The sequence below is a fragment of the Klebsiella sp. 10982 genome, assembly GCF_048589245.1.
GTDB classification, from domain to species: domain Bacteria; phylum Pseudomonadota; class Gammaproteobacteria; order Enterobacterales; family Enterobacteriaceae; genus Klebsiella; species Klebsiella quasivariicola.
In genome coordinates, this window is sequence record NZ_JBMAXV010000070.1 from 1 (window position 1) to 12,448 (window position 12,448).

Genomic DNA, 12,448 nt, shown 5'->3' on the forward strand with positions numbered 1-12,448 from the left:
GTTCAGTACTTGCAAAACGGAGGTAGTCCATAGATATAAAAGGTGGCGTCGGAAATAGCGTGCTTACGGCAGAGCTCACGGGCAGAAACCCCGGCTTCAGCCTCGCGGAGGATACTGATGATCTATTCGTCGGAAAAACGCTTCTTCATGGGGATGTCCTCATGTGGCTTATGAAGACATTACTAACATCGCGGTGTATTAATCAACGGGGAGCAGGTCAACGACGCTTCATGCTGCCGTTACAGCAGCATCAGCAAGTCAGCGAAGCCGGTTAATGTCCGTTTTAAAACACCCACCCGGGGTGAAATCAGCCCTATAGTGGTTGGCTACACAGGCCCGAAAGTCTTCGGAGAAGGCGGGGGGAAAGTTAAAAGCATGGCAAAAATCGCCGTCGTAGTCCGGTAGCGTCAGCGAACCGCCAGACATGGGTTATTTAACCGTCGACGCGCGCAGTCGGGCTATGCCGCATGGCAGATCCTGCCGCAACGGCGTAGCCGGTGCTCAAAGTCGTGAAAGCGCATATTCCGCAATAGCGCTATCTAATACGCCAGTGCCGGATAAGCAGCACAATGATATATCCGTTGGTTTTCTCTGGCAGGCGATTTCCCCGGCAATGATTTTGCCAATTTCGTATACCGGCCAGGGCGTTTCCTGATGTCTGTTTTTGAAATATTTCAGTTCGCCATGGCTTTCGCTTTGCGACTGCAGGTCGCAGCAAAAGATATCCACCATAGTGAGCAACTCGCCGCTAATTTCCCGTTTGAATTCATTATCCGATCCGATCGCCGTAATATGGCTGCCGCGACTCACGTGCTCCGCCAGTAACACCGGCTCGATCGCCGGCGTTGTCGTGACAATAATATCAGCATCGCGACAGGCATCTTCTATCCTCTCGTATGCCCGTACCTGAGGGGCCACATCCTGCATCTCCTGCGCATATTCCACAGCATGGTCATCGTTGCGCGACCAGACATTAACCTGTTCAAGCGGAAATAGCAGTTTTAATGCTCTGACCTGCAACCGGGCCTGTTCCCCGGAACCGATGACGGCAACCCGTGTGCTGTCGGCGCGGGCCAGATATTTCGCGGCGATAAGGCCGGATAACGCCGTTCTGACGGCCGTCAGATAGCCATTATCAGCCAGAATGGCCTCCGCACGGCCCGTTTCAGCGTCGAACACGATCATCATCCCGCTCAGGCTGGGCAGACCATACGTATGATTATTAAAGAACCCGGTGCTGATTTTAACGGCGAAATTATGCGCGCCATGGATATAGGCGGTTTTAATATCAACTTCGCCGTGATATTGCGGAAAACTCATGGAAAGAATATCCGGCTGAATCACTTCGCCCTTGCCTAACGCGCGCATGGCAGATTCGATCACTGCCGCAGCATCCATATCGATGGCGACCGACCGGGAGATGGCTGCCTGATCAACAAGTTTCATTGCCCTACCTCATCCACATTCACTGCCCGTTGCCGTAAAGCCGGCAACGTCGCGGTGGCAATACTATTGCCGCTTAAAATCAGGACGACCTTACGGCCTTTGATGTCCGGACGATATTGCAATAGCGCCGCAAGACCCACCGCCGCCGCCCCTTCGACCAAAATTTTCTCTTTTTCGAACAGCAACAGCAGCGCGGCGGCGATATAATCGTCGCTCACCTGGAAATGCTGATCCATCACCTGTTTCACAGCCGGCAACGTCCAGCGGTTATCCATGCCAATGCCGCCGCCCAGCGAATCTGCCACGCTGGCGACCTCTTCAACCATCACCGGTTTGCCCGCCTTCAGGCTTTCCCACATCGCCGCGCCCTGCGCCAGGCTCACGCCGACGATATGGGTTTGTGGAGCAAGGTGTTTCATCGCCAGACCGATGCCACCAAGCAATCCGCCGCCGGAAAGTCCGCTAAAGATATAATCAATGTCGTTGAGCTGTTCATTCAGTTCAAAGGCGATGGTTCCCTGTCCGGCAATAATCGACGGATGATCAAAGGGCGGAATTTCTATCATGCCGAATTCCGCCACCGCGCGTTTCACTTCGGCCATCGCATCATCCTGGCTGGCGCCAACACGCACTACCCGGCAGCCTTCCAGTTCGATATTGCGGACTTTATTTTCCGGCACCAGAGAAGAAAGATAGACCGTCGCCGGGATCCCCAGCTTTTTCGCCACATAAGAAACGGCTCGCCCGTGGTTGCCAGTCGACGCGGTGACCACGCCATTGCGCCTGATCCGTTGCTCATTTTTTTGCAGCTCGCCGAGAATCGTATTGGCGGCGCCGCGAATTTTAAACGCCCCCGTCGGCTGAAATTGTTCGCATTTCAGATAAATTTGCGCAGAAAACAGATTGGATAAACTGCGGGAATAGATCAACGGGGTGGCCAGCGCCAGAGGATAAATACGTTCCCGGGCAGCATAAAACTCCGCGATATCAATGTCTGAAGAGACGTTATTTGCCATATCAACTCCCGTCGGCAATCACGCCGACGCTATACGAATTAAGCTAAGAGAAAAAACGGCCATTTGCAGCAGCGTTTTTTGTCCACGCCAAAAATTACAATACCATCGACAGGAAGCGCTGGAGTTCAGGCGTCGATGGATGATTAAATAACAATTCCGGGCTACCCATCTCATGTACTTTACCGCTATACATAAACACGACTTTATCGCTAATTTTTCTGGCAAAGGCCATTTCATGGGTAACCATGATAATCGTCATCCCTTCTTTGGCTAATGCTTCAATCACTAATAACACCTCGTTAACTAATTGGGGATCGAGGGCGGAGGTAATTTCATCACATAATAAAATTTCCGGGTTTATCGCTAACGCGCGGGCAATGGCGACACGTTGTTTTTGCCCGCCAGATAATTGATCGGGATATTCATCAAACTTATCCGCGAGGCTCACCCGTTGTAGTAGCCGTAAAGCTTGCTCTTGCGCTTTTTCTTTCGTCAGATAATTCATCAGGCGCGGGGCCAGCATAATATTTTCGGCGACGGTCAAATGCGGGAATAAATTAAAATTCTGAAAAATCATCCCGACGTTACTGCGTAATTGCTGCAAAGCCCGTTTATTGCTGCAGTCCACCAGTTCGCTTTCTACCCGCAGTTCGCCGGACTGATAACTCTCCAGGCCATTGATGCACCGTAGTAAAGTGCTCTTCCCGGAGCCGCTCTGCCCGATGATGCTGACAATTTCACCGCGCGCAATCTGCAGATCCACGCCGTTAAGCACATGATTCTGGCCGAAATGTTTATGTAAGTTGCGAATATCGACAATAGAGAATTTATTTTCCTGCTGATTCGCCGCCATTTGCATAATATCCTCATATTGAAAATAATTAACTTACTCAGAAAGTTACCGCGATGGTTAGCGTGCGGATATTATTCATTTAGAAATTGCTGTAACCGTTCGCTTTGCGGGCGATTGAATAGGTCATCCGGCGTTCCCTGTTCCAGAATATTGCCATGGCAAAAAAAACAGACTCGATCGGCAAACTCTTTCACGAACCCCATCTGATGCGTCACCATAATCATCGTCAACTTATGTTGTTCGCCTAATTGACGAATGACATTCAGCACTTCGTTGCATAATTCCGGGTCCAGCGCCGATGTCACTTCGTCAAACAACATGATTTTCGGGCGCATGACCAGCGCCCGGGCGATCGCCACCCGTTGCTGTTGCCCGCCGGAAAGCTGCGAAGGATACAAATCGGCTTTACCCATCAACCCGACCATTTGCAGCAAACTGACGGCGCGTTCTTCCGCTTCCGCTTTCGATAAGCCCAACGCTTTGATCGGCGCTTCGATGACGTTTTTCATAACGGTCATATGCGGAAACAGATTGAAGCTCTGAAACACCATGCCGATCTTTTTTCTTATCTGCCGAATATGCTTTTCCGGCGCGGTCACCAGTTGCCCATTTTTGTGGATATGCGTCAGTAACTCCCCCTCCACCTCAATGGTTCCGGAGTTTATTTTTTCCAGGGTCATCAAGGCGCGCAATACGGTGGATTTCCCCGAACCGCTGGGGCCAATAATCGCCAGTTTTTCCGCCGGGGCAACCGCCAGATTGAGATCGTTTAATACCCGCAGGTCGCCAAAATATTTATCGACATGATTAAAGCGAACTAACGGTTGGCTGTCTGGTTTTTGTGCAACATTCATCGTTACGCTCCGCTTTATGGTAAGGCGACTTTCTTTTCTATCTTATTAAAAAGAATGGCCAGCACGATGCTAATGGTCAGGAAGAAGCACCCCACCAGGGTTATCGGTTCGAGGTAACGGAAATTCTCTGAACCAATGTTTTTTGCTTCTTGCATAATTTCCACAACGGTTATTGCTGATAACACCGGGGTATCTTTAAACATCGCTATAAAATAGTTACCCAGCGCCGGCACTACCGGCCTGATAACTTGCGGGAAAATGATATCCAGATAGGCGGCTCGCCCCGGGATATTCAGCGCTTTAATCGCTTCCCATTGCCCGGTCGGGATGCCATTAAATCCTGAACGATAGACCTCGGCGGTATAACAGGCATAATGCAGCCCGATACCGATGATCCCAGCCTGGGTTGCCGAAATATTCAGGCCATAGTTAGGCAGAACATAGAATATAAAGTAAACCTGAATTAATAAGGGCGTACTACGAATAAACTCAATCACCCCGGTCGCCGGGAATGCCAGCCAGCGGTAAGCGCTACGCCGCGCCATCGCCAGAAATAACCCCAGCACTAACGCGATGACATAGCCGATGAGGGTGATATAAATTGTCTTGATCGACGCCTGCATCATCAGCGGGAAAATTTCCCGTGTGTATTGCCAGTCAAAAAAGTTCATGCCGCCTTCCTCTTTTTACGCCCGGGCTGAAACCGCCGGTCAACCAGGCGCATCACCGCCACCAGTATTTGCGCCATGACAAAATAGAACAGCAGCGTCAGCCCCATAATTTGCAGCGTATTGCCGGTGAGCTGATCGAGTTGCCCGGCGCGAAAAGTGAGATCCGACAGGGTAATTAATGAAACCAACGAGGTATTTTTTAACAGTTCGATAAGAAGATTGGTCCCAGGCGGAATCGCATGGATGATAGCCTGCGGTAAAACGACATGGGTAAAGCACTGTAACGGAGAAATATTCAGCGATAATGCCGCCTCGGTCTGGCCTTTGGGGACCGCAAGAATCGCGCCGCGAAGAATTTCCGCGCCATAGGCGCCAATATGCAAGCCAAGACCAATAATAGCGACGACATACGGCGTCAACGTGATATTAAACGGCGGCAGCGGCAAAACATAAAACAGCCAGAACAGCTGGACCAGCAACGAGGTGCCGCGAAACAGTTCGATAAAGCCGATAGCCAGCCATTTCACTCCCGGCCACCGGGAGAGTTTGCCTAATGCCGCGACGAGCGCCACCACCACCGCCAGCAGCGATCCAAACACGGTGATTTGCAAAGTAACTAAGGTGCCATCCCATAGCAAAGGCAATAATTCATGCATAAACACACCCGCTGATTTCACTAAAATCATTATGCAATGGCTTCTGCGCATAATGATTAAACATCAAATGATAAGGAAGAGGTTGTTTCCCCCTCTTCCTTGCGCTATTGCGCCGCTGCGGCTGTCACGAGCCCTTACAAATTTCAGCGGCGGTTTTATGGGTGATGTTGCTTTTATCAAAGCCAAATGGCGCCACGGTCCGCAGGTGTTCTTCCGAACCCAACCATTTTTTCAATTCCGCATTCACCTTATCTCTTAATTCCTTATCCTGCGGACGGAATGCCAACGCGCCATAGCCGATGTGCGAAGGATCGTCCACAAAATCCGTGGTCGCCTCTACCGACGATCCGCCTTTTTTCGCCAGATCCTTCATGGTCAGCGCGGTACCTATCGCCGCATCAGCCCGGCCCGCCTTGACGGCCTGCAACTGCGCCGTGGTATTTGGCACCTGAATAATCTGATCATCAGCAATACCGCTGTCCCGGGCATATTTCAGCTCAACCGTACCGGCGGTCACCGCAAGACGCAGGTCGTGGTTTTTGGCAAAATCAGCATAACTATGCAGTTTCTTTGGATTGCCGGGTTTAACCAACAACGTATCGCCAAGCTGATATTGCGGGTCGGTGAACAGCACCTGTTTGCAACGTTCCGGAGTGATATACATCCCTGCCGCGATCACATCAAAGCGTCCGGCATGCAAGCCCGGAATCAACGCCCCCCATTCCGTGAGCACGGAATCGACTTTTTTGGCGCCGAGTTTTTTGAAAATGATCCTCGCGATTTCCGGAGACTCGCCAGTCACCTTTCCTGACGCATCCGCATAGGCGAATGGCTCTTCATTGGAATAACCGATGGAGATTTCGCCTGTCTTGTTTAGCTTGTCGAGGGCCGTATCTGCATGACAGGAAAAGTTGATGAATAAAGCCAGCGCCCCAATCCCCAAGGCGGTTCGTTGTGTTTTCTTAAGCCATTTTTTCATTTACCCGAGCCTCCAAAATGATGAGTGATTCTTGTGCTGATAAACCATAATCCGACAAAGAAAATTGTCATTGCCAATGTTGTTGATGAGAGCGTGTTTTATCCTTATCACACAAAACAAAGTATACCAAGCCAAAAAAAATTGCTACGTTGTACTAGTGCATATAAATAAACAAAGCTTGAGGATTGACAATGAAATCATGGGGTACGGCGCTCAGCAAAATTCGTCCTGGCGAGTTCAAATTTAAGGTGCTTGTCGACACCATCATCCATGAAATTGAGACCGGGAAGCTTGTCGATGGGCAACGCCTTCCCCCGCAAAGGAAAGTAGCGGATGATCTGAACATTGGTATTCAAACGATCACTAATGTTTATAAGGAATTAAAAAGACAGGGATTGATTCGTGGAGAAACCGGCAGAGGCAGTTTTGTCACCCGGCGGGCTACCGATAATGTCAATTACGACATATTGGATCAGCAACAGCAAACCATGCTGGACTTTTCCAATGCTTGTCTTATCCGCAATGCCGAGCAGGAAAAGGCATGGCGAGACACCTGCCTGCAACTGAGCCAGGAACAGTTTCAACCCTGGATTCATACGTTCAGGCCCATCGCCGGTCTTGAGCCTCACCGGCAAGCCGCCACCCAGTGGTTAAAGGAGAAAACCGGGCTTGATGTCGAAACCAAATCCCTACTCATCACCAACGGTTGCGCAGAAGCTATCGATCTGGCGCTGTCATCGCTGGCGGGGCCGAATGATCTTGTGCTGTGCGAAAGGCTTACCGATCATGGCGTTATCGGTATGTCGCAGGTGTTGGGATTTAAATTAAAGGGTTTGGAAATAGATGAACACGGCATTATTCCCGATCATTTTGAAGAGCTGTGCGACGACCAGAAAGTGACCGCTTTGGTCTGCACGCCAAACCTCAATAACCCCACCGGAGCGATTATGCCGGAGCACCGCCGGCGGCAAATTGCTGAAATTGCCGCACGTTACAATGTTTATATCATTGAAGACGATGTCTACGGCGCGCTATTAAGCCAGCAACAACGCCCGCGCCCCATCGCCACCTGGGCGCCTGATCTCACTTTTTATTGCACCAGCTTCACCAAAACGGTCCTTACCGGATTACGCATTGGCTACCTCGTCATGCCGCCGAAACTGGCCTTACGCACCGAAAGTATATTGCGCGTAACCAGCTGGATGGCCTCGCCGATACTGGCGGAAATCGCATCGCGTTGGGTAATGGATGGCACGGCAAACCATCTTATTGAAGGACAAAAGAAATTAATCAGTAAACGGCAGGCGCTGGTCAGGAAATATTTTGCTAAATATTTGTCAGGCGGCAGCCCTCAGGCATTGAGTTGCTGGATAAACATCCCCGAACACTGGCAGCCCGATCATCTCACGGCAGAACTACGCAAAAGACAGGTCGCCGTTTCGTCATCCTCGCCCTTTTCGGCCGATAAAACCGCCATCACTCATGCCATTCGGGTATGTATTGGTGCAGACTGCAGCGATGCACAATTCGAGCAAGGGCTATTGACGATTTACGACTTGTTCAACCAATATCCGCAGATACAACCTGCCGACGTTGTATAATGACAATCATATTTTTTTCATATGAAAAACCATGACAAATAAAATGCACTAGTACAATGCAATTCATTCCCAATCATAAATATCCTATTGTCATGTTTACAGAGAAGGGAAACGCAATAAATGTTGTTCTCGACATTGCCGCTCCCGCTCTGTTCAACACTGACTATCTTGTGCGGCAAGCCATAGGTAATCAAATATAAGCATCTATCGTGCCAAAAAAACCGATAGTGCGGGATACGGCGCATTTTCGTGCCGCATAAAAAAGATTGTTGATGAACAGCAGGTTACTGAACCTCTACTCTGCCCTAAACGGCGACAGCAGAAAAACGGTCATCGTGTTACGACGGAGAAACGTCCGTCATGCACCTTAATGGGGCAGATGCTGGCGACAGACGTCGGGGTGAACGCTTACGGATTTTTCAAACGGCAGGTTATGCAGTACGACAAATAGCCTGACTATTAATTTAAGTAGTTGTTTATAAGAGAGATGACTATGACCGAGGCTAACATCCAGCTTCCCTTTACCCGCGAAGAATACCAGCGGCGCTTAGCCAAAACCCGTGCAGCTATGCAGGATAAGGGAATCGAATTACTGATCGTAACGGACCCATCGAACATGGCCTGGCTGACCGGTTATGACGGCTGGAGCTTCTACGTTCACCAGTGCGTGCTGTTGCCGCTGGAAGGCGACCCCTATTGGTACGGGCGGGGGCAGGATGTTAATGGTGCGAAACGCACCGTTTATATGCAGGAAGATCACCTGATTGGCTATCCCGATTTCTATGTTCAGTCGCCTGTCCGCCATCCCATGGATTATCTGTCCAAAGAGGTGATTGCGGCCCACGGCTGGGAGAAAATGACCATTGGCGTAGAAATGGATAACTACTATTTCAGCGCGAAAGCTTTTGCCTCTCTGCAAGCGCATCTTCCTGCAGCTCGCTTTGTGGATGCGACGGCGCTGGTAAACTGGCAACGGGCAGTGAAATCGGCACAGGAAATCGAATATATGCGGGTCGCCGCGCGTATTGTCGAAAGTATGCATACCCGGATTTATGAACGTATCGAGCCGGGCATGCGTAAATGCGACCTGGTGGCTGAAATTTATGATAGCGGTATCCGCGGCGTCGGCAATTTTGGCGGCGACTATCCGGCCATCGTCCCGCTATTGCCATCGGGAAAAGATGCCTCCGCACCTCATTTGACCTGGGATGATTCGCCGATCCTGAATAATACCAGCACCTTTTTCGAGATCGCCGGTTGTTATAAACGCTACCATTGCCCGATGTCGCGCACCATTTATCTTGGCAAGCCGCCGCAATTTTTCCTTGATGCGGAAAAAGCGGTTCTCGAAGGTACTGAATGCGCTCTCGACGTCGCCAGAGCTGGCAATACCACCGGGGATATCGCGCGGACATTCTTTTCCGTCTTAGAAAAATATGGCATTCATAAAGATAACCGTTGCGGTTATCCGATCGGCATCAGTTATCCTCCTGATTGGGGCGAACGGACCATGAGCTTACGTAGTGATGATCATACAGAACTTCAGCCAGGAATGACCTTCCATTTCATGACAGGACTGTGGATGGATAGCTGGGGTTTAGAAATTACTGAAAGTATTTTAATTACCGATACTGGTGTCGAAACTTTCTGCAATTATCCGCGTAAACTCTTTATTAAAGATTAATGGGTATTGACTATGTCAGCTAAAAATCCAATATCTTCGACCATCGACTTTGCTGCTGATGGTATTCATCACGGTTATTTAAAACTGCCTTATTCCTGTGACCAATCGGCCTGGGGTGCGATAATGATCCCCATCACCGTCATTAATCATGGTCAGGGGAAAACGGCCTTATTAACCGGTGCCAATCATGGCGATGAATATGAAGGACCGGTTGCATTAAGTAAACTTGCCAATACTATCGATATTCAGAATGTTAACGGCCGCATTATTATTGTGCCGTTCATGAATACACCGGCATTTTTGGCGGCAACCCGCACATCGCCGATTGATCATGGCAATATGAACCGCAGTTTCCCTGGCGTCCCTAACGGTACCGTCACACAAAAAATTGCTGATTATTTCCAGCATACTTTATTGCCGTTAGCCGATATCGTCATTGATATTCATTCCGGCGGTAAAACCCTCGATTTTCTGCCGTTTGCCGCCAGCCATATTCTGCAAGATAAAGCGCTGCAACAGGAAACCGAACAATTAGTTGCGGCGTTCTCGGCGCCCTATTCGTTGCAAATGCTGGAACTGGATTCCGTCGGTATGTTTGACACCGCCGTTGAAGACGCCGGGAAAATTTTTGTCACCACCGAACTTGGCGGCGGCGGCTCCAGTTCCGCGAAAACCGTCGCGATTGCGGAACGTGGGATTACCAATGTGCTTATCCGTGCGGGAATTCTGAATGGCGAATTACAATTATCGCCTACCGTATATTTGAAACAAGATGATAGCGCTTGTTTCATTACCAGCGAACATGACGGATTATTTGAGATTTGTCATGACCTTGGCGCCATGGTGAAGAAAGGTGATGTCGTGGCTCGTGTTCATGATATGAAACGTACCGGCGTTAAGCCAATCGAATATACAGCAAAATGCTCAGGACTGGTAACCGGTAGGCATTTCCCCGGGGTGATCCACAGCGGCGATAATATGCTGGTTATTAGTGAAATCGTCAGCGCGTAAAAATTCACCCGATACTCATGTATTAGACTGTGATAAGGAGTCTATTATGCAAGATAATATTCATAAAGGAACCACCGCCATCTGGGGCGGCGAAGCCGAAGCCTTTGCCGAAGGCGCAATTTGCGTTCCGGTTTTCAACTCCGTTACCTTCAATTACGATGATATGGCCGAATGGTTCGACGTTGCCCTTGGCAAAAAAGCCGGCCATATTTATTCCCGGAATACTAACCCAACCGTTCGTCCCTTAGAGGAAAAAATTGCCCTGCTCGATGGCGGAGAAGATGCCACCAGTTTTTCTACCGGTATGGCTGCAATCAGCAACACCTTATTTTCCTTATTAAAAGCGCATGATCGTGTCGTAGCGATTAAAGATACTTACGGCGGCAGCAATAAAATTTTTATCGAATTCCTGCCACGGCAGAATATTGACGTAAGCCTGTGCGATACCACGGATTTTGATACCATTGAAAATGAAATTAAAAAAGGCTGTCAGGTTCTGTATCTAGAATCGCCGACTAACCCGACGTTAAAAATTGTCGATATCCAACGTCTGGCAAACGTCGCCCATGAACACGGGGGTATCGTTATCGTCGATAACACGTTCGCCACGCCTATCAATCAACGTCCGTTGACGTTGGGTGCGGATTTAGTGGTCTACAGCGCCACGAAATATCTGAATGGCCATTCGGATGTCATGGGCGGGCTGGTGGTCGGCAAAAAATCTCTGATCCGCACCATCTTTCATTATCGGGAAATTACCGGCGCCACGCTCCACGCCCATTCGGCCTATATGATCCTGCGCGGCATGAAAACGCTGGAATTACGTATGCAGAGACATAACGAAAACGGCATGAAGATCGCCAGCTGGCTGTCGGCGCATCCGAAAGTCGAACAGGTCTTTTATCCCGGACTGCCGACGCACCCGCATTATGATATCGCGAAAAAGCAGATGCACGGTTTTGGCGGGATGATGAGCTTCTCTCTTAAAGGGGGATTTCCCGCCGTGATTACCGTTCTGGAAAACATGAAGCTGGCTCATAAAGCCGCCAGTCTTGGCTCGGTTGGCACGCTGGTTGGCCCTCCCTGTACAACCAGTCACGTGGAATTAACGGCCGAGGAACGGGCTAACGCCGGCATTCCCGAGGGATTGATCCGCTATTCCGCCGGGATTGAAAATCTCGAAGACTTGATTGAGGATCTGCGCCAGGCACTGGATCGGGTTTAGTTTCCGGGAAAAACATGCCGAAGGGTAATTTCCTCAGTATCGGTAAAAAAACAAGGCCCATGGATGGGCCGGGCACAGGGCTAACAAGTACGCAACCTGAAGTATGATACTGGTCACTGTAATCAGGAGTCATCTTATGGAACCAGATTGTAAAATATCCATTATCACCTCGACACACATCGCCAACACAATTCTGCCTATTTTTTACGCGAAAGATGATAAAAGAGGCATATCGGCAAAACGCATATTAAAAGAAAAATACTCAGGAAAGGAAACCAGCGTGAATCAGTTGGTAGCCGTTGCGATTACCATAGAACCTGATAACGATCTATTGGCAAGCATTGCCGAATGCTTACATCAGTGGGCAGCAACGCATCAAGATCACACGATGCGAGCGTTAGATTTTAAAACCAAAATCATTTACTTATCTACTGCTGATATATTCAGACTTC

The 12,448-nt window shown here is 49.5% G+C and carries 12 protein-coding genes and 1 pseudogene; 5 read left to right on the forward strand and 8 right to left on the reverse strand.

Annotation, left to right across the window (positions count from 1 at the left end):
- Nucleotides 1-29: 29 nt before the first annotated feature.
- The 8 genes and pseudogenes from ACKLKD_RS26570 to ehuB form a co-directional block, all read right to left on the reverse strand.
- A pseudogene (locus ACKLKD_RS26570) lies at nt 30-122 on the reverse strand (transposase); the annotation flags it as partial.
- A gap of 379 nt (nt 123-501) precedes the next feature.
- Nucleotides 502-1,446 carry an ectoine utilization protein EutC gene (locus ACKLKD_RS26575; protein WP_032413397.1) on the reverse strand — a complete coding sequence of 315 codons (945 nt, stop codon included), beginning with the start codon at nt 1,444-1,446 and terminating at the stop codon, nt 502-504.
- Nucleotides 1,443-2,462: a pyridoxal-phosphate dependent enzyme gene (locus ACKLKD_RS26580; RefSeq protein WP_032436689.1), complete on the reverse strand. Its 1,020-nt coding sequence runs from the start codon at nt 2,460-2,462 to the stop codon at nt 1,443-1,445. Before ACKLKD_RS26580 ends, ACKLKD_RS26575 begins: the two co-directional genes overlap by 4 nt.
- A 94-nt stretch (nt 2,463-2,556) precedes the next feature.
- Nucleotides 2,557-3,315, reverse strand: a complete 759-nt coding sequence (locus tag ACKLKD_RS26585; protein ID WP_087806342.1) for an amino acid ABC transporter ATP-binding protein — start codon at nt 3,313-3,315, stop codon at nt 2,557-2,559.
- A 71-nt stretch (nt 3,316-3,386) separates the two neighbouring features.
- Nucleotides 3,387-4,169: an ectoine/hydroxyectoine ABC transporter ATP-binding protein EhuA gene (ehuA, locus tag ACKLKD_RS26590; RefSeq protein ID WP_032413390.1), complete on the reverse strand. Its 783-nt coding sequence runs from the start codon at nt 4,167-4,169 to the stop codon at nt 3,387-3,389.
- Between the two features lie 14 nt (nt 4,170-4,183).
- Nucleotides 4,184-4,840 carry an ectoine/hydroxyectoine ABC transporter permease subunit EhuD gene (gene ehuD / locus ACKLKD_RS26595; protein WP_032413388.1) on the reverse strand — a complete coding sequence of 219 codons (657 nt, stop codon included), beginning with the start codon at nt 4,838-4,840 and terminating at the stop codon, nt 4,184-4,186.
- Nucleotides 4,837-5,496 carry an ectoine/hydroxyectoine ABC transporter permease subunit EhuC gene (gene ehuC, locus ACKLKD_RS26600; protein WP_032413447.1) on the reverse strand — a complete coding sequence of 220 codons (660 nt, stop codon included), beginning with the start codon at nt 5,494-5,496 and terminating at the stop codon, nt 4,837-4,839. The genes ehuD and ehuC overlap by 4 nt, the downstream gene beginning before the upstream one ends.
- Before the next feature lie 124 nt (nt 5,497-5,620).
- Complete coding sequence (gene ehuB / locus ACKLKD_RS26605) at nt 5,621-6,475, reverse strand: ectoine/hydroxyectoine ABC transporter substrate-binding protein EhuB (protein WP_032413386.1); 855 nt, start codon at nt 6,473-6,475, stop codon at nt 5,621-5,623.
- 191 nt (nt 6,476-6,666) lie between these two features.
- Here ehuB and ACKLKD_RS26610 point away from each other — a divergent pair, with 191 nt between their 5' ends.
- The 5 genes from ACKLKD_RS26610 to ACKLKD_RS26630 all read left to right on the forward strand — a co-directional run.
- Entirely contained in the window at nt 6,667-8,076 is a 1,410-nt protein-coding gene (locus ACKLKD_RS26610; protein WP_032413385.1) for a PLP-dependent aminotransferase family protein, read from the forward strand.
- A 493-nt stretch (nt 8,077-8,569) separates the two neighbouring features.
- Entirely contained in the window at nt 8,570-9,760 is a 1,191-nt protein-coding gene (gene doeA / locus ACKLKD_RS26615; protein WP_032413383.1) for an ectoine hydrolase DoeA, read from the forward strand.
- Between the two features lie 12 nt (nt 9,761-9,772).
- Nucleotides 9,773-10,771: a N(2)-acetyl-L-2,4-diaminobutanoate deacetylase DoeB gene (gene doeB, locus ACKLKD_RS26620; protein WP_032413381.1), complete on the forward strand. Its 999-nt coding sequence runs from the start codon at nt 9,773-9,775 to the stop codon at nt 10,769-10,771.
- Entirely contained in the window at nt 10,752-11,996 is a 1,245-nt protein-coding gene (locus ACKLKD_RS26625; protein ID WP_197508651.1) for a cystathionine gamma-synthase family protein, read from the forward strand. The genes doeB and ACKLKD_RS26625 overlap by 20 nt, the downstream gene beginning before the upstream one ends.
- Before the next feature lie 136 nt (nt 11,997-12,132).
- Nucleotides 12,133-12,448: hypothetical protein (locus ACKLKD_RS26630; protein WP_420061996.1), on the forward strand; the 316-nt coding region annotated here is incomplete at its 3' end.

Bases quoted from the DNA above. Each gene is read 5' to 3' on its own strand.
- doeB (WP_032413381.1), top strand. From the start codon at position 9,773: ATGTCAGCTAAAAATCCAATATCTTCGACCATCGACTTTGCTGCTGAT.
- ACKLKD_RS26580 (WP_032436689.1), bottom strand. From the start codon at position 2,462: ATGGCAAATAACGTCTCTTCAGACATTGATATCGCGGAGTTTTATGCT.
- ACKLKD_RS26575 (WP_032413397.1), bottom strand. From the start codon at position 1,446: ATGAAACTTGTTGATCAGGCAGCCATCTCCCGGTCGGTCGCCATCGAT.
- ehuC (WP_032413447.1), bottom strand. From the start codon at position 5,496: ATGCATGAATTATTGCCTTTGCTATGGGATGGCACCTTAGTTACTTTG.
- doeA (WP_032413383.1), top strand. From the start codon at position 8,570: ATGACCGAGGCTAACATCCAGCTTCCCTTTACCCGCGAAGAATACCAG.
- ACKLKD_RS26585 (WP_087806342.1), bottom strand. From the start codon at position 3,315: ATGGCGGCGAATCAGCAGGAAAATAAATTCTCTATTGTCGATATTCGC.
- ACKLKD_RS26610 (WP_032413385.1), top strand. From the start codon at position 6,667: ATGAAATCATGGGGTACGGCGCTCAGCAAAATTCGTCCTGGCGAGTTC.
- ehuA (WP_032413390.1), bottom strand. From the start codon at position 4,169: ATGAATGTTGCACAAAAACCAGACAGCCAACCGTTAGTTCGCTTTAAT.
- ehuB (WP_032413386.1), bottom strand. From the start codon at position 6,475: ATGAAAAAATGGCTTAAGAAAACACAACGAACCGCCTTGGGGATTGGG.
- ehuD (WP_032413388.1), bottom strand. From the start codon at position 4,840: ATGAACTTTTTTGACTGGCAATACACACGGGAAATTTTCCCGCTGATG.